This is a genomic window from Desulfovibrio litoralis DSM 11393, from assembly GCF_900143255.1.
In the GTDB taxonomy this organism is placed as follows: Bacteria; Desulfobacterota; Desulfovibrionia; order Desulfovibrionales; family Desulfovibrionaceae; genus Frigididesulfovibrio_A; species Frigididesulfovibrio_A litoralis.
On the sequence record NZ_FRDI01000004.1, the window covers coordinates 253945 to 274665 of the forward strand.

A 20721-nucleotide genomic window follows, 5' to 3' on the forward strand; every position below is an offset into this window, starting at 1 on the left:
ACAAAAGAAAAGTTAGGCGGTTTTTTTGTTTCTTCTCTAGACTTTACAATAAGCATTGTGATAGTATAATAGGATGGAAATATTGACTTAATAGCGTTATGTTAGGTCTATAATAAAAAAATATTCAGTTTATATTTTGTATGATTTGTGGAGTACTTTATGAATGACTTAATAATTAATATAGATAAAATTCATACAACTGAATTAGGTTTACAACGCATAAAGAAAAATCTTGCATTGGAAAATGTAGATGTCATAAATTGGTGCAAACAGAAAATCAGAATTGCAGATGACATAATAAGAAGAGGTAAGAATTGGTATGTACAGGTTGATAATGCTGTTATAACCATAAATTCATATAGTTATACTATTATTACCGCACACAAAAAAGTATGAATATATTCAATGTTATCTTAATACGGTCTGTTGGTATTATTGGCAGCTCAGTTGAAAATTTGGATAAAAGTTCACTCTAAGATTCACATAATTAATATGTTGTGTTTTAATCTCTAAATTTAGATTAGAATATTAAGAGAAATAAGGTAGGATAAATTGAAATTAAAAATATTAGTTGATAACAATACTTTTATAGATGAATATTACTATGGTGAACCAGCAGTCAGTTATTACATTGAAGACGAAGGATATAAATTACTCTTTGATGTTGGTTATTCAGACTTATTTATAAAAAATGCGGCTGCTTTTGGGATTGATTTAAAGGATATTTCTACTATTGTTATTTCTCATGGACACAACGATCATACAGGTGGTTTAAAGTATTTTTTTGATAAATTTAACTCCTCTAAAATTAATATAATTGCCCACACTAATGCATTTAACGAAAAGCTTTTTGGTCGTGAACAGATAGGTTCACCTTTGTCAGAAAAGGAGTTAGCTCAAAACAGTAAACTTATTTTATCCTCAAAGCCTATACAACTAAGTAATAATTTATACTTTTTAGGTGAAATTCCCACCTCAAATGATTTTGAAATCAGAAATGCTATTGGCAGTTGCAAAGTAAATAATAAAATAGAAAATGATTTTGTTGTTGATGATACTGCAATAGTCTATAAAACTGATTTAGGTATATATATTATAACAGGGTGTTCTCATGGTGGAATATGTAATATTATAGAATACGCTAAGCAAGTTTGTAACAGTGATAGAGTTCTTGGCGTTCTTGGTGGGTTTCATCTTTTTGAGCTTAGCCATCAACTAGAAGAAACAATTAATTATTTCAAACGAAATAAGATAACACAATTGTATCCGTGTCATTGTGTGTCATTTAATGTAAAAGCAGAAATACACAAAACAATCCCAATTTATGAAGTTGGGGTTGGAATGGATATTGAGTGGTAATTATTAATAATATTTTTAGTAATATAATAAGTGCTAATTAATGGTGTACTAGTCTTGATATGACTTTGTTTGTTCAATTTGCTCTTTAAACTTATATTATACAAGGTGATATTTTTTACCCCACAATATTGCACAATAGATAATTATCTAATTAATATTGTGTTTACAACATAAATAATAATGTTTTTAATAAAAAAGACCATAATATTTTTATATCGTGGTCTTTTTTTATAGTAATAGTTTATTTGATTTATAGAGCTTATATTTTCTTTTTCATCTGGCTCTTTATAACGGCTTCTTTGGCTATTTTACTGGTATCAGGGATTATTCTGCCTTTTGAATCTCTTTTGACTTGTTCTTGTTGCATCATTTTATTCAGTAATTCTTTACGACGTTTTTGTTTGGCAATTTGTTCTTCTTTAGCGGTAGAAAAAACCCTATTTTTTATTTTTTCAAAAGAAAAAGTTGTTCTTAAGGCACTGATAGAGAAGCACAACATAGTTGATATAATTATAATACTTTTTTGAACCTCAAAGCGGTTATCTGATAAAAATTTTAAAAGGGTATTATTCATCATACTTGGGTTTTCACCGACATAAAAAATGCCTAGTGGTATTCCTGCAACAATTAAAAACATAAGAGGCAACCACATTATAAGAAAAGTTTTTCCCGTAGTTAATAAAAATAAAGTAACATCACGGATAATGCGTAATAGTTTCAAGCGTGATTCAAGGTTGGTTAGTCTTTCTTCTTCTTGAGTAATTAATATTTGTGCTTTTCTAAAGGGATCGGCGACTTGAAAGTTGGCTTTTATTGCCCAGTTAAGGTTAATTGCACATTGGTTGTAGGTTTTGTTAAATTCCATAAAGCTACTGGAAAACGGTAACCATGAGGTTTCGTCTCTAATAATCATAAGACGTTCCATCAGGTTTTTGAATTTTGTTTTAAAACTGCGTCCCTCTGCGTTTATATGTAATTGCATATCTCGCTCTATTGCCGAACGCCCTTGTATAACACTTTGATATGGAACATAATTATGTTTTTCGCTAAGTTTTTTTAACGAATCAATTCTATCTATAATTTTTAAGGCAAATGGAGTATTTTCAGGAAACCAACCGCTTAGTTCGTTTTTTATTCGGTCCATGTTTTTGGTTTCTTCAATCATCTTTGTTTCTGCGTTTTTCCAAGCAGTATACAAGCCTGTGAGCATAATAATATGCCCTCGTTCCATTTCTGGGTCGAGCAGGGTTTTGTTGAAATAATTAGCATCTTTATCCATAAGTTTTATTAAAGCGGAAAAAGCTTGTTCCGCAAAACCTGTTTTGACTTGACAGATAATTTTACGATATGAGGCATCAAGCCATAAAGGAGAGATACGAAGAACTTCGTCATAAAGAGCAATTGCTTGGTGGAAGCGTCCTTGAATTTCGTGTAAACGCCCCTCAAGGAATTTATGCCAAGCTTGAAGCATCGGAGAGGCACTATAAGTTTCTGCTTCTCGCCACATAGTTTGAGCCCTTTGGTAATCTTCTCTTTCCATGGCGACAAAACCTTGTAAAGATCTGGGGCGGTAATCTCTTGGATATCTGTTTATAAGAGTTGTTAGTTCTTTATCAATCGGAATAAGATCACCGCTTGGTAAAGAATCAACAAGTTTCCATATAGGGTTTTCGTCTCTTGCGCCGTAATCTTCAAGCCCTTTGGGATATTCCTTTCCTCTGGTTAAAAACATTCTTTGCAACATGCGTTGTTGAACCGCAACGTTGATGTCGAACATACCGTGTATTAAAAGCCCTTGATTTCCGTGAGTTGTCAATAGATTAGTAAGAACTTCTTTAGGGGTTTGAGAGCCTATTCCGTCTTCTATCTTGCTTACTGTTTGTTTTAAAACAGAAAAATCAGTAAAAGCAATCTTTCGCCATAAATCAGGTTCAAGGTCTTTTAGTTGTTTTGAGGGACATTCTGTTGTGGCGTGTCCTCTTTGTCCGCAATAAAAACAGTGGTTTTGTTTTCCGGAAACAAGTTTGATGGGAACTAAGTTTGCTAAGATGCCGGAAGATTTTTCGCCTTCTTCCAATAAGCTGACGCTACACCAACTTTGGTTATCGTCTATATTTGAAAGTCTGACGCTATGGAGATTAAAATCTTTTCCGAGTAAAAGACCATTGCGACTTGTTGTTATGGGGTGATCAGGCATAAGCTGATCCCAGTCTATATTAACTTTTTGAGGCAGGTCATTACTGAAGTTTAAACCTTTTCTGTCGACGACGGCGATTACACAAGGCCAATAGTGGCTTGGCTCGTCAACCGGGTTTTCCATATTGTCTTTTAGTTTTTTGACAAGTGCCAGATAGTCTTTACACCATGTTTGGAAATTTTTTAATGTTTCCAAAGGAATAAGTAAAAAATATTCATGGACGGTATAACGAAATTTATTTCTTTGAAGTATAGACTCTATTTGAGAAAAAAAGTCTCGCCAACCAGTTTGAAAAGCTTTGTCAAGCGGGTTTCCGAGAGGACGCAAAAGGCAATACCAGCCCAATGATGCTTTATATTGAAGGCGTGGATCAGCCTCGATCTCAGTCCACTCATCGCTAGGAAAACCTTCTGGAGTAGTAATTTGATTAAATTTAAGCCCCGGGGTTCCACCGTGTTCTCTGGCTGTAGGGTGAGTAAATATTTTAAATTCTGTAGGTGCTTTTATGTCTAATGAAAGAAATTCGGGTGAAAGTTCAATTTCAAAAAGTCTTTCATTGCCAACCAATAAAGTTGATGGTAAAATCACCAGCGTATAATTGAGTTTATTGAACTTTGCCCAAGAATCCAAACGTCCGGCGGCTAAAAAAACATCACTGGAAAAGAAGAACCATAATCCTTGATTCTCGGCTGTTGATATAGACAACCCACCGTAATCCGTAATGGTTTGTTCGACAACATTGCTAGGTTCGCCTGTCCAGACAGCCCAGACTATGTAACCTTGTGCGTTTATTTGTGGTTCTTTAACTTTTGGCAGGTTTGCAATTAATTCACTGAGTTTCATTCTTTTAACCTTTAAAATATAAATAGGAGCATAAAATGGATATAAATCAAGCTATAGCAAATTTAAAAAAAGAACCCGGTTTTACCGATAAAGTCGGCATGGTTATGGTTCATAACGGAGTTATAAGAGGCAGTTCACGTAAAGACGGTAGCAAGGTAAGCTCGCTTGTTATTACTGTTGACTATAACAAAATCGAAGAGATCAGGCAAGAGCTTGAAAAGCGTCAGGGTATTTTTAGAATTCTGGCTCATGCTTATGAGGGCGAATTAAAACCCGGAGATGACGCTTTAATTTTGGTGGTTGCCGGTGATTTTAGAGAAAATGTTAAGGCAGTTTTTTCCGAGCTTTTAGATAGAATTAAGTCTGAGGCTGTTGTTAAACAAGAAAAATTGGCATAAATCTTTTTAATTTATGACATAACTTGTATATTAGAGAATAATATGCAAGTTATGTTCCATTTTTTATTTTATTTTATTTATGTTTATGTGTGTTAATCGTGATTTATTGTTTTTTACATATAAATTATTGTAAGATTTTTTTTTAACTTGTTACTTCTATTTACTATTTATACTAATGACACACAAACCGCTTCCTGTAAAAAAACAAAAACTGAGTGATTTTGCTCAAAAAGCAACATTGATTAGTATTACCCTCGCTTCTATTATCGCCGTTTCTTCGGTTATTCCTTTATTTCCTCTTTTAGCAAAGCATTTTAATGTTGAGTTGCATGATATAGGAATTGTTTTGGTGCTTATCGCTTTACCCGGTGTTTTTTTATCTCCGGTTGCCGGCGTTTTGGCTGATCGTTGGGGGCGTAAAAAACTTTTACTTGTTGCCTTGGTCTGGCATTCTCTTGCCAGTTTGGCTTGTGCGTTTACCAATGATTTATTGAGCTTTTTGTTTGTTGCTTTTTTGATGGGGGTTGGGGCTGCTCCTTTATTAATGTTATATGCTACAATTATCGGTGATTTATATCAAGGGGTAGAGCGTATAAAAATGCTTAGTCTTAATTCAACGGCTATGGGCATTGGTGTTGCTTTTTTTCCTTTTTTATCCGGTTTACTCGGAGATATTAATTGGCGTTTACCTTTTTTTCTTCCTTTGTTGGCTTTGCCGGCTGCTTTTGCGGCTTCAAGACTGGAATTTCCTCCATTAAAAAATAATGATACGATTTCTCATTATTTGGATAATACGCTACATATTTTACGCAATAAAAAGATATTGGCTGTTTTTGTTGTCAGCCTTTTGACTTTTGTTTCAGGTTATTCCGCGATATATACCGGAATTTCATTTATTGCACATTTAAAGTTTGAGGCTTCATCATCAGAAATCGGTACTGTTTTGGCTTTTGGAGCTTTGTCAACTGCGTGTGGTGCATTTTTGCTTGGTCGTTTTGCCCCGTTATTTAGTCCGCGTTTTTTTATGATGACAAGTTATTTTTGTCATATCGTTGCTTTAAGTTCAATTTATTTTTTTACCGGGCTTTGGTGGTTGATTATACCTGTTGCTATTTATGGGTTTGGTCAGGGTTTTATTACTCCAAATATTTATAGTCAGATTATGCTTAATACGCCCGAAGAATCAAGGGCTGTGGTTATGGCAATTAACGCTATGATTATTAGAGCGGCACAGGTTTTGGGGCCTTTATTGAGCGGTTTTTTATTGAAACATTTTGGATTGGCAAGCATTTTTGAAGTCAGTATTTTGATGATGTGTGTTTTACTGATTTTAGTCTATTTATTTATCCAAAAAAAAGCATAGTTTTTAGCCTTGCATAATTATCTTAATTATCTTATATACACTAAAGATAATAATGTTTTTTATCGTTTTTTAGCTTGAATATATTTTGTTGATTTGTTTAATGTTTTAAATAAATGGAGAATTATTATGAGATTAGTTACTCGTTCAGATTTTGACGGCTTAGCTTGTGCGGCTCTTTTAAAACATCTTGGTTTAATTGATGAGTATAAATTTGCACACCCTAAAGATATTCAAGATGGGATAGTAGAAATCAACAGTAACGATATTTTGGCAAATGTGCCTTATCATCCTTCTGCCGGAATTTGGTTTGATCATCACAGTAGCGAACTTGAAAGAATAGGCGATACAAAATATGTGGGTTTAAGTAAGCCTCTTCCCAGTTGTGCCAGAGTTATTTGGGAATATTACGGCGGAAAAGACAAATTTCCCGGACGTTTTGACGATATGATGTCTGCTGTTGACAAGGTTGATAGCGGTAATCTTACAAAAGAAGAAATAGAAAACCCCCAAGGTTGGATTTTATTGGGCTTTATCATGGATCCTCGCACGGGGCTTGGTCGCTATCATGACTATAGAATCAGCAATCACCAGTTGATGCTTGATATGGTTGATTGTTGTGAAACTATGAGTGCTGCTGAAATTTTGGCAATTCCTGATGTTCACGAAAGGGTAAATCGCTATTTTGAACAAGATAAATTGTTTAAAAAAATGATTCAAGAAAACTCTAAGGTTTATGGCCGTTTATTGGTTACTGATTTGCGAAATACTCCTGAAATCTATACGGGAAACCGCTTTGTTGTTTACTCGGAATTCCCCGATTGCAACATAAGCATGCAGGTTATGTGGGGATTTAAAAAGCAAAACGTTGTCTTTACTCTTGGACACTCAATTTTAAATCGCAGTAGTAAGGTTAATGTTGGAAGTTTGATGTTACAATTTGGCGGCGGCGGACACGATAAAGTCGGAACTTGTCAAGTTCCTGTTGAACAAGCCGAAGAAGCCTTGAAATCATTGATTACAACGATTAATACAACAGATAAGTAAGTAAAAAATATCCCCGTGGTATAATAACATGGGGATATTTGTTTTTGCTGAGTGCATATTTATAAAGTTTGATGAAAAAACACAGGTGATAGAACAATGAGCAATAAAAAAATAAATATTATCTGGAGTTCCGGAGAAAAAGATGTTGCTCTTAAGCTTGTCTTTATGTATGCCAAAAATGCTGTTTTAAAAAAATGGTGGGAATCAGTACACCTGATCGTTTGGGGGCCTTCCATGAAGCTCTTGTCTGAAGACCTTGAGCTTCAAAGTCGATTGGCAGAATTAAAACAAGTTGGTGTTCATATTTCTGCTTGTAAGAGGTGTGCCGATGAATATGGTATTACTGAAAAAATTCTGCAATTTGATATTGACGTGAAATATATGGGAGAGCCATTGACGGAAATTTTGCAGGATAATGAGAAAATTATAACTTTTTAGTTTTCCTCATAAAAATATTTGTTGTGTGAATTTGTTTGTTTTAGTTTATTAATGAAACTAATAATATTTAATTAACGAAGGTTTAGCCGTTGCTTTGTTTAGGAATAGAAAGTTCTTGTGATGAAACCGCCCTCGCTTTATATCAGGGCGATATTGACAAAAGCTTATTAGAAAAAGATTTAAAATCAGAAAAAATAAGCTATAGAGAGTTTCCACAAGGTAAGCTTATAGGCTCTGTGCTGGCAAGTCAGGCAGAATTGCACGCTCTTTTCGGTGGTGTTGTTCCTGAACTTGCCTCAAGGGAACATTATCGTTTAATCGGAAAGTTATATGATAAATTACTTTATGACACAGGTGTGAAAAGTCAGGACATTGATTTGATTTCCGTTGCCAGAGGTCCCGGGCTTTTGGGTGCTTTATTAATAGGAATGGCGTTTGCCAAGGCTTTGGCTCTTGGTACAAATGCAAAACTTATAGGAGTAAATCACTTAGAGGCACATTTATTGGCTTGTGGTTTAGAACAAAAGCTTATATTTCCTGCTCTTGGTTTATTGGTTTCGGGCGGGCATACTCATATTTATCGTATGAACAGCCCAAGAGAATTTATTTTGTTGGGAAAAACCTTAGATGATGCGGCCGGTGAGGCTTTTGATAAAGTATCAAAACTCTTAAATTTACCTTATCCTGGTGGTAAATGGCTTGATTCTTTAGGTCAACGAGGCGAAATTATTCCTAAACTTTTACCCTTACCTTATTTGAATAATGATAATCTCAACTTTAGTTTTAGTGGATTAAAAACCGCCGTCAGTATGTATATTTCCAAAAATCCTCAGTTATTGACCTTATCTTTAGAGCAAGAACAACTAAACACAGATAATATCGAGTTAAATAACTTGGCTGCGTCTTTTAATCATGCCGTTGCGACTACTGTTACGGAAAAATTAAAACGTGCTTTATTGAAAGAGAAAAAAGGAGAGATAAAAGCCGTTTATCTTGCCGGCGGAGTGGCGGCAAACTCTTTTGTGAGAAAATATTTGCTAAATTTTACTAACGAGTTTAAGTTACCTTTATTGATTCCTTCATTAAAATTATGCACTGATAATGCGGCTATGGTGGCTTATACCGGTTGGCTTTTGGGCGGTTTGGGGTTACACCATTCTTTAAGTTTGAATGCCGTTCCTAAAGGGCAAAATATTCCTGATGACTACCTTATTGCTTGACACAATTAACTGTGCCAACTATTAATAAAAAGTGTGCATGATTTTTTTACTTGCACGTGATATTAAACTTTGACAATTTATAGCTTGTTTTGTGATTTTTCATTGTTTGTGGTTATAAATAGTTTTTTTATATGACTTTATTTAAGTATTAATTCAAAAGGAGTTTTATTATGGCAGAACAAATTACCGACAGCAACTTTGAACAACTGGTTTTGAAATCTTCTACCCCTGTATTAATAGATTTTTGGGCGCCTTGGTGTGGTCCTTGTAGAGCTATGGGACCTGTTATTGATGAATTGGCGGAAGAATATAAAGGTAAAGCTTTGATCGCTAAAATGAACGTTGATGAAAATCAAGTTACTCCAAGTAAATATGCAATTCGTGCTATTCCGACTATTATTCTTTTTAATAAAGGTGAAGTTGTCGACATGGTTACCGGTGCGGTTTCTAAAGCCAGCATTAAAGAGCTTTTGGCTAAAAAAGCTTCGTTATAAAATAACTATAAGGTTCTATTATGAAAAGTTTTGATGCTATTGTAATTGGCGGCGGTCCAGCCGGGCTTACGGCAGCACTTTATTTGGTTCGCTCAGGGCTAAAAACGGCAATTGTAGAAAAATTGATCGATGGGGGACAACTCCACCAAACTTCTGCGATTGATAACTATCCGGGTTTCCCTAAGGGAATACAGGGTTATGAATTAAGCGATTTATTGTCTGAACATGTCAATAATCCTGAAAATCCCGTGGTTCGTTTTAGAGATGAAGTTATTGAAATTATTCCTCAAAGCGATAAACAACATCTTGTTAAATTGAGTTCGGAAGAGCTTTTAACAAAAGTTGTAATCGTGGCTTGCGGTGCAAAATATCGTAAGCTTAATATTGCCAAAGAAAGTGAATTTATAGGAAAAGGCATTTCTTTTTGTGCGTTATGTGATGGAAATTTCTTTAGAAACCAAGATATAGCTGTCGTAGGCGGCGGTAACTCGGCGTTAGAAGAAAGTCTTTATTTGTCAAAAATAGTAAAAAAGATATACCTGATTCATCGCAGAGATCAATTTAGAGGCTCTAAAATCTATCAAGAGAAAGTCGAAAAAACGGCAAATATTGAAATTCTTTACGATAGTGTTATTAAAGAGCTTCACGGAGACAACGGGTTATCGGGTATAACCGTTACTAACGTCAAAAATGGCTCTGAACGCAAAATTGACCTTCAAGGGATCTTCGTTTTTGTTGGTTTTGAACCTTCTGCGGGCTTTTTGCCAAAAGGAATTGAGGTTGATTCTCAAGGTTTTATTAAAACAGACCAAGAAATGCTTACCAATATTCCCGGCATTTTTGCGGCAGGCGATATTCGCTCTAAAAACTGCAGACAGATTGCTACCGCAGTAGGAGACGGTGCTTGTGCCGCTAACTCTGCTTTTTCTTATTTGGAAAACTTAAATGCGTAAACAAAACCTAATATTAATTTTTATTTTGACTTTAATGCCAACTCTTTCCGGGTGTGGTATTATTGACTATTTTTACTTACCGCCCGGAGAAGATACGGCTCAAGAACTTTTTGAGGCCGGTAATGATGCCATGAGAGAAAAAAACTATGTGGCGGCGGCAAGTTATTACAGCAAACTAAAAGAAGATCACCCTTTTAGTCCTAATGCCTTAGCTGCCGAACTTGCTTTGGCAGATGCTTATTTTCTAGATGAAGAGTGGGCTGCGGCAGTAGAAACTTATAAAGACTTCGAAAATATGCACCCAAGACATGAGGCTATTCCTTATGTGTTACACAAAATAGGTATAGCTAATATGAAGCTTTATCCTTCTATTGATAGAGCGACCCAACCGGTTCAAGATGCTTATTCCTATTTTCAACGTTTAGTAGAAACTTACCCTGATACAGAGTATGCGAAAGATGCTGCAAATAAAATGGTTGAAGCTCGTGCAATGTTAGCAAAACATGAACTTTATGTTGGTGATTTTTACTTTAGAATGGGGCAGTATGCTTCGGCTTTAAGCAGGTATCGTGAAGTGGAAACAAACTATCGTGATGTGCCTGAGGCTTATGATTATGCTGTTAACCAATCGAAAATAGCCTTTATTAAACATAGAGAAAAGCGTTCTTCTCAAAAGCAAGAGAAACGAGAAGGTTCATGGAAAGAAATGTTTGATTGGTTATAATCTGTTAATTATAAAAGTTTAAAAAAAGACCGATTTATTCGGTCTTTTTTTTGTTGTAAAATTTATAAAATAAGGTATATTACGTTTAATTGATGTAATCGTATTCTATTTACTTACTTAATATTTCCATATTTTTACATAAAAGAGGAAGCCATGACTATTCGTAAAAAACTACTTTTAGCTTTTATTACCACAACAGTTTTAACTGTTTTCATTATCGCCGGGATAGTGTTTAAACAGTTTAAAGATTACGCCTTATCTTCTTTTGTCGCAGAATCTCAACGACAAGTCGAACGCATAGACGAGATTATCAATATACATATGGATAGTGCTAGAAGTACGGTTAAATATATGGCTTCCATTCCTGAGGTTCGTCAGGGGCTTGGAAAGTTTGATAATTACTCGCAAAAAGCAGAAGAAACTGTTGTTACAAGAGATATTATCAACCCTCAATCAAGACAGGTCTTTGATGTATTTCATCTGTTTAAAGGAGTAAATCCTTCTCTTGACTTACTTTTTGCCGGTTATAAAGATGGTAGCATAGTAATATATCCCGGAGCTCCACTACCTGCTGGGTTTAACCCACCTGACAGAGATTGGTATAAAGTTGCAATGAGTGCTTCCGCAGAAACTTCTTTTACCCAACCTTATGTTTCAACAGATAAAACGGTTGTTAGTAGCGTAATGGCACGCATTAGAGATAATAATAACAATGTTATCGGTGTTGCCGGAATTGATTTTAAATTATCTACGCTAACTGAGACCTTAAGCAAGCTTTCTTTAGGTAATACGGGTTATGTTGTTGTTTTGGACGGGAATCAAAATGTTATTGTAGATCGCAAACACCCCGATAATATAGGTAAAAATGTCAAGGATATTAAAGACCCTGTTTTAAGCCGAATTGTCAGCGTTAAACAAGGCAGTTTTGATGACGTAATTAACGGTGAACTTTTTAATATAAATGTTTTTCCATCAGAATCAACAGGTTGGACAATAGTTATTTTACGCGAAGTGTCCGATATTATTTCTACGGCTGTTGATGCAAGTATGTCAGTCTTATATGTTGGCTTGGCGGTCTTGTTTGTTGTTTCTGTGGTCTCATTTTTAATCTCTCGTTCAATCGCTCATCCAATTACGCAGTTGGTTGAGGCGTCTGAAAAAATCGCTCAAGGTAATTTTGATGCTCTGCCTGATGCAAAATTCTTCACAGGCGAACTCGGTCAGCTTTATAAAAGCCTTAGCACCATGATTGTAAATTTACGCAACTTGATAAAAAATTCTGAAACGAAAACATTGGAAGCCGAAGAGCAAAGCAAAAAAGCCAAAATTGCCCTTGAAGAAGCCCACCAAGCGTCTTTAAAAGCAGAACAATCGAAACAAGAAGGCTTATTACAGGCAGCCAATATTTTAGAATCAGTAGTTGCCGAACTTAGTCATTCATCTAATGAAATAAATGGGTTAATTAAAGAAACCGTATCCGGTTTTAATGAACAGTTGACTTTAACAACCGAAACGGCAACCTCAATGGGCGAAATGAACGAAGCGGTTATGTCCGTTGCTCAAAATGCAAGCGAAGCCTCGTTAAATGCAGATCATAGCCAAAAACAAGCTGGCGATGGCATAGTGTTGATGAGTTCTGTTGTAAAATCGATAGATACAGTTAGAAACCACGCCCAAGCGACTCAAAACAGTTTGGATATTTTAGGTAAACAGGCTCAAGATATTGGAAGAATTATGGGCGTTATCTCTGATATTGCTGACCAAACCAACCTTTTGGCTTTAAATGCCGCAATCGAAGCCGCCAGAGCCGGAGAAGCCGGACGTGGATTTGCGGTTGTTGCCGATGAAGTTAGAAAATTAGCAGAAAAAACCATGCTTGCGACCCAAGAAGTTGCTAGTTCGGTCAAAGCTATTCAAAAAGGTACGGAAGACAGCATAAGCAGCATGCAGGGTGCTGATTTGGCGATTAACCAAACGGTTGAATATACGAATACCGCTGAAAACAGCATTGTCAGCATTAAAGATGCAATCGTTCTGACCGCCGGTCAAATTCAATCTATTGCGACGGCTTCGGCGGAACAGTCTGCCTCAACGGAACAAATTGCCAATAGTGCTTCGAAAATCCACCAGTTGGTCGAAGTAAGTTCTCACGCCTTAAATGTTTGCTTAGATCAAGTTTCTAAACTAAAAAGCAATTCAAAACACTTGGAAGAACTGGTTGCCTCTTTAAAAAATAAAAAATAACCTTGATTTTTCATGTGGTTGAAAAATATTTTATTTTTTCCCTAGAGAGGAAAACATGCCTATTCGTAAAAAATTATTTAGAGCCTTTAATGCTATAATCTTTTTATTAGTGTTAACCTTATCTTTTACTCTTTTTACATTGTGGACGGTGCTTAACAAAGACAGCGTAAAAACGCCTGTTTCCACTATTAAGAATGAAAATGATCAGGCGTCTATTATTAGCGAAAAAACAAGTGTTAAAGTTTCAAACTCAAACAATATAAAAGATCAGGCTTCCGCTATTGACCCTCAAGGACAAATTGAGTGCATAGAAGGCATGATAAATATATATCTGAGTAATATCCAAAGTACGCTCAAATATGTTGCTTCTCTTCCTGAATTAAAAGAAGGGCTGGGCAAGTTTAATGATTATTCAAAAATAACAAAAGATATTTTAATAACAAGAGAAAATATTACTCCGGCGGCTCAAAAAGTCTTTGATATTTTTCAGCATTTAAAGAAAAGTAACCCTGTTATTTACTTGATTTATGCCGGTTATAAAGATTCCAGTTTAGTTGAGTATCCCGGAGATACTCTTTTTCCGGGATATAATCCACCGATGAGAGATTGGTATAAAGATGCAATCAGTTCAGAGTCTGAAATATCTTTTATGCAACCTTATGTTTCACAGGATCATACTTTTGTCGGTACTATGGTGGCTCGCATAAAAGATAAACAAGGCGAGGTGGTTGGTGTTGTCGGAATTGACTTTGATTTATCAGGGTTATTAGATAAATTAAACAATATTTTACCGAGAGATAAAAGCTATCTTATTGTTTTAGACCAAACTGAAACTGTGATTTCCGATTTTAGTAATCCATATAATGCGGGAAAAACAGTAAAAGACCTAAATAATCCTTTTTTGAACAAAATTGCGAGTACAAAAGAAGGTTTTTTTGAACATAAAGTAGAAAATCAGCTTTTTAATGTAAATGTTTTTACTTCCAAATCAACAGGTTGGATTATTGCTGTTGTAGAAAAATCTTCTAAGAAAAACTGGTTTGCTTTTTAAGCTCTTTCATGTTGCAATAATTTTTGTTGAAATATTCTTTGATTTGGGTAAGTAAGGGGTTAAGCGACTTTGTCGCTTTATTATAATGTTAATTTATTTCCTTAAAAGAGAGTTTTATGAATATTATAGCTATTATTCCCGCTAGAATGGGTTCAAGTCGTTTTCCTGATAAACCCATGAAAGACATTCATGGTATGCCGATGATTGGGCATGTTGCCTTGCGTACTGCTATGAGTAAAAACTTGAGTGCAACTTATGTTGCGACTTGTGATACTGTTATTAAAGATTGGTGTGAAGCCAACAATATTAAGGCAATAATGACAAAAGATACTCATACTCGTTGCACTGACCGTACTGCCGAAGCTATGTTGAAAATTGAACAAGAAACAGGCAAAAAAGCAGATATTGTGGTGATGGTGCAGGGCGATGAGCCAATGGTAACCCCTCAAATGATTGATGCGGCGATAGATGCTATGTTGTCTAATCCTGAGATCAAAGTTGTTAACTTAATGGCAGAAATGAAAACGGTTGAAGAGTTTGAAGATCCAAATGAAGTTAAAGTTGTAACCGACTTACAGAATAATGCTTTATATTTTTCGCGTGAGCCAATTCCTTCTCGCAAAAAAGGTACTACTATCGTACCAATGCAAAAACAAGTTTGTATTATTCCGTTTCGCAGGGATTATCTTTTAGAATTTAACAGCTTACCGGAAGCACCTTTAGAAATTATTGAAAGCGTTGATATGATGCGTATTCTTGAAAATGGCGAAAAAGTAAAAATGGTTCCGATAACCGAAAGCTCTCTGTCTGTTGATACTCCGTCTGATTTAGAGCGTGTTAAGCTTGCAATGAAAAATGATAAGCTTATGCCTTTATATCTAAAATAGTTTTTATGAATATTAAAAAGCGTATGACGCTTCATTTTGAAGAGGGATTAAAATTTATCGGAAACTGCCTTCCGATGAGTTTAGGTATGTTGTGGCGAAGATTTTTATATGGTTTTTTTTTGCAACAAAGTGGCAGTAAGTTAAGAGTTGGTTCAGCCGTTAGCATTCAAGGTTTAAAAAATATTATTCTTGGCAATAATGTCAGTTTTAACCGATTTTCCTCATTATATGCCTCTCGTGGAGAAATAAACCTTGGAAACAATGTTTTTCTTGGTGATTTTTCGTCAATTAATGCTAATGATGCACACGTTAAAATTGGTTCAAATGTTGCGATAGGTCCTATGACTATTATTCAAGGGGCAAATCATAATTTTCAGCGTCATGATATTCCGATAGTAGACCAAGGACATATAGAAAGCAGGGTAGAAATTGCTGATGATGTCTGGATTGGTGCAAAGTCCGTGATTTTACCCGGAGTTAAAATAGGGACGGGGGCTGTTGTTGGTGCCGGTTCTATTGTAACTAAAGATGTTCCTGATTTTGCTATTGTTGCCGGAGTGCCTGCTAAGATAATAAAAATGCGTAAATAATTTGAAGCTATTTTCAGTTTTGCATCTTATTAATAAAAGTAAAATAAAAAACGACTCTGACCGAACAAGCTAGAGTCGTTTTTGTTTTTTTGAAAAAGCCTAACTCTATAAAAAGTTAATTTTTTATAGGTGTTATATTAATAAAATTTTAGCTTTAGGGATATAGTAATATTTCATATAAAAAAACAGATAGTTTAAATTACAGCAATTGCATAGGTAACTGATACATTAAACTTGTTATATGTTTTTTTCTATATCCCTTTAAGCCAAATACCAAATGCATAATATTGAATTTATAACAAAAAGTTATAATTATTGTTTATCGTAAATCGATATTTTATACAAGTTGTAATTTTGTTTAAGCAAAAGGCAGTAATAACAAACGTTTTTTAGTTTACTTTATATGACCAATAAGAAAAAGCTTTACCTTTAGTTACCTTTGTTCCTTGAAATATGTCGACATATTTACGTCTTTCCAACCAACGAACTGATTCGGTAACGGTTTTCATTTCTCCGGGGATATTTCTCATGTCTAGAGCTTTGCTTCCCAAGATTTTTAATGAGTTAACGATTTTGATTGCGAGTAAAGAAGGATATTCTTCTTCTGTTGTAATTAAATCAGTTGTTAATTGTATAATATCTTCTTCAAACTGAATAGTATTAGTGCTTCCTTGCATAATGTTTCCCTACCCTTTTTTTAAAATTTATTCATACTGTAAGTACAATATGAAGCTGGCTGTATTGTACTGTTCGGCATAAATTTAATAAACTTTAGAAAAAGTCTAGAGATTTTTAAAAAATATTTAACTAATGCTTATCTATATGATATGATTGAAATAAAACAGTTGTTTGAGGTGTTTATTTTGCCTTTTATTACTCATAAATACCAAAATCAACATTACCCTTAGCTTTGTTTTTGCTAAATCTGGCGGCATGTTCTTTTTTGTTGTTTGTTATTTTTTTAAATATTCCGTCGTCTTTGTTATATTCAAACAGCTCTCCGTTCTCAATATCAAAGTACCAACCAAAGAGGCTTAGAGTTCCTTTTTCTATAGCATCTTTTATAAAAGGAAAGGACATTAAGTTTTTAAGCGAGAGGATAATAGAATATTGTTCTGCTGCTCTTTGGCGTGTTTTTGATGAAGAGTTAGGAAGTTTTTGCAAAACTTCAAGCTTGGCGGGTAGGGCGAGAGAAATCCAAGGAGCCAAAAATCCCTTTGCATTTGGATTAAAATCATCACGCATCAATGTTTTTATTCCACCACAAAATGAATGCCCGAGAATTATAATGCTTTGAACTTTTAAATTGCAAACTGCAAATTCTAAGGCGGCGCTAACCCCGTGAAGCCCGGCATCATCTTCATAAGGAGGGATAAGGTTGGCGACATTTCTTGAAACAAATATGTCGCCGGGTTCACACCCCATTAATAAAGCCGGGTCTACACGAGAGTCTGAACAGCCTATGACCATCGTTTGCGGTTCTTGTCCGTATTTTAGGTTGGTAAAACTTGATTCACCGTGTTTGAAGTGTTGTTCTTGGAATTCCAAAAATCCGTCAATAAACTTTTGTATCGTGTGCATATTATTAAAAAAACCTTATATTTTATTTTTGTGTAATATAACTTAAAACCTTGTATTGATTGTAACATTATGTTTATTTTATCTACAATGCCAATCAAAGGCAATCTTTTTATTTTTTCTAATGATAAATGTTTTTCACTGAATTAATCAACTTGTTTGAAATGCTTATATCTGATATAAAGATTAAAAATATATATAATAGGTGTTTTGCAACTATGAAAAAAATAACTATGAAAAAAATTGTTTTAAGTCTTTTTATTTTATTGTTTACAATTAGTCTTTCTTTAACGTTGTTTGAAGATTCCGAAGCCAAGCGTTTTGGTGGTGGAAGATCTTTTGGTGGAAGTCGTAGCTATAGCCAACCCGCACCAAAACCAACAACGCCAAATCGTGATTCAAATCAACAATATCGTGATAGCAACCAGCAAAACACAAAACCTAATCAGGCTAATCCAAACTCCGTTCCTCCACAAGGTAGTCGCTTTGGTGGAATGGGCGGTATGTTAGGTGGTTTGTTAATGGGTGGATTACTGGGCAGTATGTTGTTTGGTGGTGCTTTTGGCGGTATAGGTTTTTTAGATATTTTACTGATTGGTTTGGTTCTTTTTTTCGGGTTGCGTTTTTTGCGTTCTCGCATGGCTGCCAAAGAAAATCTTGGTTTTCAAGGGGCGGGGAACTCGTCGGGTAGTCATACAAGGTCAGCTCGTGAAGAATGGGAAGCCTTGAAAAATAAAATGACAACTCCAAGTTCATCACCTCAGGGTAATTCTTCTTTTGCAAATTCTTCTCAGGCAGATAGCCGGGCAGATAATCAGAATGATAACTCTTTTGGGGGTGGAAGTTTAGATTTGCCGAAAGGTTTTGATGTAAAAGATTTTATAGAAGGTGCAAAAACAGCTTATATAAAAATTCAAGAGGGTTGGGATCAAAGAGATGTTTCTCATATCAGCTTTTTACTTACGCCCGAAATGATGCTTCAGGTGCGTAAACAGCTAGAAGAAAGCTTGAAAAAGGGTAAAACGGAACTGTTGAAAATTGATGCTGAACTTGTGAGCTTTAAACAAAACAACGATAAAGATGAAGCCGGCGTTTATTTTGCTGTTTTAATGCTTGAAGATGAGAACCAAGAATCTTTTACTGCTCATGAACTTTGGACTTTTGTGCGTGATAAAGGAGAAAATTGGCTTTTAGACGGTATTCAACAGATAGAAGAATAATTGAGATGAAATTATATATTGGTCATAACTATGGTTATAGCATTTTTCTATGTTACTCTAGTTTTGACCAGTTTTTTATTTTATCCCAATAAAAATAGAAATTATGACTAGAATGTGGGGCGTAAACCCTAAAAAAATGTGTAGAAAACACCTACTTGGAGAACATGTGGAAATGCACATGCTGGCTTCTTCTATAGATACAGGGCGTTCTGTGAAGGGTTTTCAAGACAATAATTGCCTTGATGCTCCATTAATAGAAGAAAGACACAACCAGCTTGCAGACGAAATGTTGAGGCGAGGCTATAAACATAACAGCCCACTTTATCATCAGAACAACTTAGCATCTACACCCATTGATGTTGACGCTTCGTATAAAGAATTAATCGCTCGATGTCGTGAATGTTATAAGCTCTCACTTGAAGGCTAAATATAAAATCATTTTAATTTGATAGTGATGTTCAAGGTTATCTTTTTTTTTAATTTGTAGCATTAACTTATAAGGAAAAACTTAATGCCTTTGCCTGTTGTAAATATTACAATCCCTGTGTTTAACCGTTTTCATCTTACACAAAAAACGATTCTATCTTTACGTCGTTGTTCTCAACGCATTCCTTTTGTTATAACAGTTGTTGATAATGGAAGTGAACCTGATCTTGCTCAACGACTTGTTGAGTTTTACAAAGACGGTATTATCGACCATTTATTCAGATTGCCGGAAAATATGGGAATTTCTTGTGCTGCCAATATTGGTTGGCAACTTGTTGAGGCTCCTTTTTACATGAAGCTCGATAACGATATTCAAATTCTTGATCCTGAATGGTTAATTAAACTTTTTCGTCTTTGGTCGCATGGACAACCACTTTCTACTCTTTCTCCTGTTTGGTTGAATGGAGCAGTTCTTTCTGATCTTTCTTCTGTATGTGAAGACGATAAAAAATTGTTTGAACATGCACAAAGTATTCATACCCCTGATGGAATTTTGGGGTTTTGTGAAACAAATGGTGCCGGTGCAGGAATTCTTATTCCAAAAGCCTTATCTGACGTGTTAGGACTTTGGAACGAAGATTATGGATTATATGGAGCAGAAGATGGAGATTACGGTTTGCGTATGGTTTGTTCCGGTTTTCCGCAATATCTTTATTTGGCAACAGGGTTGACAGAGCATCTTGGAGCAGTGAGTAATGAAAGTTGGGAAGTTGATAGAAAAAAAGAACACAGAAACTTGTTTATCGACCCTCAAGGCGGGTTAGGGCTTTTTAAAATCAATCACTATCTTTATAGTCAACACATTCGTACATGTAAAGTGCCTTTGCGTTATGAAGTTGTTGATATTGACAGTAATAATGCTGTGCGTTTGGCTGAACGAGAAGAATATTTACGCGTTCGTAAGGCTTTGACAAAATGTAAATATCTTTTAGATAAACAAGTAGATGAAAAAGGTAAATATGCTATTTTTGATCCTGAGTTTGTTGCTCTTTTAAAGAATATTATGGCTCGTTGTGGTCAGAGCTGTTCCTAATATTATGTTCTATTAATATAAAACTAAAGTAATTTTTGATAAAAGTACGGCATAGTATTTTTTCTGGCGCAATGACTAGAATCGAGGTTTATTTTTGATGTTTTTAAAAATTAATTTATAGATGGCTTCTTGTTTATTATTAAGCCTAAGTTCAAATTTTTTCAGTTTGAATTTGTGTTAAATTAATACAAAAAAAGTTTTATTATTTGGTGTAATTTTGCTTCTGAAATTTTTGATCGAAAATATACTTGTTTTTCATTGTCATAACTGGTTTTATAGCACTTTTTTAATGCTGTTTTTTTAATATGATTTATTGAAAGAGGTATTGTTGAACTTGGAAAATATATATTTTATAGTCATTTATTCACTTTTTGTAACGTTTTTGGTGGTGATTTCTTTTTTTGTCAACCTGGGAATATGTTTTTTAGGTGTAAAATTTTTTAAATTCAAGCCTATCGCTTTGATTAGTATCACTTTAATGTTAAGTGTTTTATTTTATTTGGGTTTGGGAATAGTTTTTGGGGTATATGCTGTTAAAGGTGAAGACTTTAATTTTTTTGTCTTCTTGTTTTGGGTTGGAATTTCTATTGCACATTTTT

General features: G+C 34.8%; 20 protein-coding genes. 17 read left to right on the forward strand and 3 right to left on the reverse strand.

All coding sequences use genetic code 11. The annotated features are described in order from the left end of the window. Window positions 1-159 precede the first annotated feature (159 nt). Together BT999_RS05980 and BT999_RS05985 are read left to right on the forward strand one after the other, a co-directional pair. Window positions 160-396, forward strand: coding sequence for a DUF3781 domain-containing protein (locus BT999_RS05980; RefSeq protein WP_072696860.1), 237 nt, complete (start codon window positions 160-162; stop codon window positions 394-396). 156 nt (window positions 397-552) lie between these two features. Next, window positions 553-1359, forward strand: coding sequence for an MBL fold metallo-hydrolase (locus BT999_RS05985; RefSeq protein WP_072696861.1), 807 nt, complete (start codon window positions 553-555; stop codon window positions 1357-1359). A gap of 259 nt (window positions 1360-1618) precedes the next feature. Here the strand turns inward: BT999_RS05985 and BT999_RS05990 are convergent, their stop codons facing one another. Then, entirely contained in the window at window positions 1619-4399 is a 2781-nt protein-coding gene (locus tag BT999_RS05990) for a tetratricopeptide repeat protein (RefSeq protein ID WP_072696862.1), read from the reverse strand. A gap of 35 nt (window positions 4400-4434) precedes the next feature. Between BT999_RS05990 and BT999_RS05995 the strand changes: the two genes are divergently transcribed. The 12 genes from BT999_RS05995 to BT999_RS12710 all read left to right on the forward strand — a co-directional run bounded on the left by BT999_RS05995 (window position 4435) and on the right by BT999_RS12710 (window position 15805). Next, a complete protein-coding gene (locus tag BT999_RS05995; RefSeq protein WP_072696863.1) occupies window positions 4435-4797 on the forward strand; it encodes a molybdenum cofactor biosynthesis protein MoaE in 363 nt (120 codons plus the stop codon). 175 nt (window positions 4798-4972) lie between these two features. Continuing rightward, a complete protein-coding gene (locus BT999_RS06000) occupies window positions 4973-6160 on the forward strand; it encodes an MFS transporter (RefSeq protein WP_072696864.1) in 1188 nt (395 codons plus the stop codon). A gap of 126 nt (window positions 6161-6286) precedes the next feature. Further along, a complete protein-coding gene (locus tag BT999_RS06005; protein ID WP_072696865.1) occupies window positions 6287-7204 on the forward strand; it encodes a DHH family phosphoesterase in 918 nt (305 codons plus the stop codon). A 96-nt stretch (window positions 7205-7300) separates the two neighbouring features. After that, window positions 7301-7642 carry a DsrE family protein gene (locus tag BT999_RS06010; protein WP_072696866.1) on the forward strand — a complete coding sequence of 114 codons (342 nt, stop codon included), beginning with the start codon at window positions 7301-7303 and terminating at the stop codon, window positions 7640-7642. 89 nt (window positions 7643-7731) lie between these two features. After that, a complete protein-coding gene (gene tsaD, locus BT999_RS06015) occupies window positions 7732-8862 on the forward strand; it encodes a tRNA (adenosine(37)-N6)-threonylcarbamoyltransferase complex transferase subunit TsaD (RefSeq protein ID WP_072696867.1) in 1131 nt (376 codons plus the stop codon). 170 nt (window positions 8863-9032) lie between these two features. Further along, a complete protein-coding gene (trxA, locus tag BT999_RS06020) occupies window positions 9033-9356 on the forward strand; it encodes a thioredoxin (protein ID WP_072696868.1) in 324 nt (107 codons plus the stop codon). Between the two features lie 20 nt (window positions 9357-9376). Continuing rightward, window positions 9377-10309, forward strand: coding sequence for a thioredoxin-disulfide reductase (gene trxB, locus BT999_RS06025; RefSeq protein WP_072696869.1), 933 nt, complete (start codon window positions 9377-9379; stop codon window positions 10307-10309). Then, the gene (locus BT999_RS06030) at window positions 10302-11033 is read left to right on the forward strand and encodes an outer membrane protein assembly factor BamD (protein WP_072696870.1); all 732 of its coding nucleotides are present in this window, start codon (window positions 10302-10304) and stop codon (window positions 11031-11033) included. Before trxB ends, BT999_RS06030 begins: the two co-directional genes overlap by 8 nt. Before the next feature lie 153 nt (window positions 11034-11186). After that, complete coding sequence (locus tag BT999_RS06035; RefSeq protein WP_072696871.1) at window positions 11187-13277, forward strand: methyl-accepting chemotaxis protein; 2091 nt, start codon at window positions 11187-11189, stop codon at window positions 13275-13277. Between the two features lie 55 nt (window positions 13278-13332). Next, complete coding sequence (locus tag BT999_RS06040; RefSeq protein WP_072696872.1) at window positions 13333-14328, forward strand: cache domain-containing protein; 996 nt, start codon at window positions 13333-13335, stop codon at window positions 14326-14328. Window positions 14329-14444: 116 nt separating this feature from the next. Continuing rightward, entirely contained in the window at window positions 14445-15215 is a 771-nt protein-coding gene (kdsB, locus tag BT999_RS06045; protein WP_072696873.1) for a 3-deoxy-manno-octulosonate cytidylyltransferase, read from the forward strand. 5 nt (window positions 15216-15220) lie between these two features. Continuing rightward, window positions 15221-15805, forward strand: a complete 585-nt coding sequence (locus BT999_RS12710) for an acyltransferase (RefSeq protein ID WP_084650613.1) — start codon at window positions 15221-15223, stop codon at window positions 15803-15805. Between the two features lie 389 nt (window positions 15806-16194). On the opposite strand, the gene BT999_RS06055 is transcribed toward BT999_RS12710, so the two are convergent. Both BT999_RS06055 and BT999_RS06060 read right to left on the reverse strand, forming a co-directional pair. Next, window positions 16195-16482 (reverse strand): hypothetical protein, encoded by a 288-nt coding sequence (locus BT999_RS06055; protein ID WP_072696874.1) that lies wholly within the window; start codon window positions 16480-16482, stop codon window positions 16195-16197. Window positions 16483-16678: 196 nt separating this feature from the next. Continuing rightward, window positions 16679-17386, reverse strand: a complete 708-nt coding sequence (locus BT999_RS06060; protein WP_072696875.1) for a carbonic anhydrase — start codon at window positions 17384-17386, stop codon at window positions 16679-16681. A gap of 215 nt (window positions 17387-17601) precedes the next feature. On the opposite strand from BT999_RS06060, the gene BT999_RS06065 reads away from it, so the two are divergent. The 3 genes from BT999_RS06065 (at window position 17602) to BT999_RS06075 (ending at window position 20122) form a co-directional block, all read left to right on the forward strand. Beyond that, window positions 17602-18603: a Tim44 domain-containing protein gene (locus tag BT999_RS06065; RefSeq protein ID WP_072696876.1), complete on the forward strand. Its 1002-nt coding sequence runs from the start codon at window positions 17602-17604 to the stop codon at window positions 18601-18603. Between the two features lie 103 nt (window positions 18604-18706). Further along, window positions 18707-19030 carry a pyrimidine dimer DNA glycosylase/endonuclease V gene (locus BT999_RS06070; RefSeq protein WP_072696877.1) on the forward strand — a complete coding sequence of 108 codons (324 nt, stop codon included), beginning with the start codon at window positions 18707-18709 and terminating at the stop codon, window positions 19028-19030. Window positions 19031-19114: 84 nt separating this feature from the next. Then, on the forward strand, window positions 19115-20122 hold the full coding sequence (locus BT999_RS06075) for a glycosyltransferase family 2 protein (RefSeq protein WP_072696878.1): 1008 nt from the start codon (window positions 19115-19117) through the stop codon (window positions 20120-20122). Window positions 20123-20721: the final 599 nt, after the last annotated feature.

What these genes read in the sequence shown, in the direction of transcription:
- BT999_RS05980 (WP_072696860.1), top strand. Translation starts at nt 160, where the DNA reads ATGAATGACTTAATAATTAATATAGATAAAATTCATACAACTGAATTA.
- BT999_RS05990 (WP_072696862.1), bottom strand. Translation starts at nt 4,399, where the DNA reads ATGAAACTCAGTGAATTAATTGCAAACCTGCCAAAAGTTAAAGAACCA.
- BT999_RS05995 (WP_072696863.1), top strand. Translation starts at nt 4,435, where the DNA reads ATGGATATAAATCAAGCTATAGCAAATTTAAAAAAAGAACCCGGTTTT.
- BT999_RS06000 (WP_072696864.1), top strand. Translation starts at nt 4,973, where the DNA reads ATGACACACAAACCGCTTCCTGTAAAAAAACAAAAACTGAGTGATTTT.
- BT999_RS06005 (WP_072696865.1), top strand. Translation starts at nt 6,287, where the DNA reads ATGAGATTAGTTACTCGTTCAGATTTTGACGGCTTAGCTTGTGCGGCT.
- BT999_RS06010 (WP_072696866.1), top strand. Translation starts at nt 7,301, where the DNA reads ATGAGCAATAAAAAAATAAATATTATCTGGAGTTCCGGAGAAAAAGAT.
- trxA (WP_072696868.1), top strand. Translation starts at nt 9,033, where the DNA reads ATGGCAGAACAAATTACCGACAGCAACTTTGAACAACTGGTTTTGAAA.
- trxB (WP_072696869.1), top strand. Translation starts at nt 9,377, where the DNA reads ATGAAAAGTTTTGATGCTATTGTAATTGGCGGCGGTCCAGCCGGGCTT.
- BT999_RS06030 (WP_072696870.1), top strand. Translation starts at nt 10,302, where the DNA reads ATGCGTAAACAAAACCTAATATTAATTTTTATTTTGACTTTAATGCCA.
- BT999_RS06035 (WP_072696871.1), top strand. Translation starts at nt 11,187, where the DNA reads ATGACTATTCGTAAAAAACTACTTTTAGCTTTTATTACCACAACAGTT.
- BT999_RS06040 (WP_072696872.1), top strand. Translation starts at nt 13,333, where the DNA reads ATGCCTATTCGTAAAAAATTATTTAGAGCCTTTAATGCTATAATCTTT.
- kdsB (WP_072696873.1), top strand. Translation starts at nt 14,445, where the DNA reads ATGAATATTATAGCTATTATTCCCGCTAGAATGGGTTCAAGTCGTTTT.
- BT999_RS12710 (WP_084650613.1), top strand. Translation starts at nt 15,221, where the DNA reads ATGAATATTAAAAAGCGTATGACGCTTCATTTTGAAGAGGGATTAAAA.
- BT999_RS06055 (WP_072696874.1), bottom strand. Translation starts at nt 16,482, where the DNA reads ATGCAAGGAAGCACTAATACTATTCAGTTTGAAGAAGATATTATACAA.
- BT999_RS06060 (WP_072696875.1), bottom strand. Translation starts at nt 17,386, where the DNA reads ATGCACACGATACAAAAGTTTATTGACGGATTTTTGGAATTCCAAGAA.
- BT999_RS06065 (WP_072696876.1), top strand. Translation starts at nt 17,602, where the DNA reads ATGAAAAAAATAACTATGAAAAAAATTGTTTTAAGTCTTTTTATTTTA.
- BT999_RS06070 (WP_072696877.1), top strand. Translation starts at nt 18,707, where the DNA reads ATGACTAGAATGTGGGGCGTAAACCCTAAAAAAATGTGTAGAAAACAC.
- BT999_RS06075 (WP_072696878.1), top strand. Translation starts at nt 19,115, where the DNA reads ATGCCTTTGCCTGTTGTAAATATTACAATCCCTGTGTTTAACCGTTTT.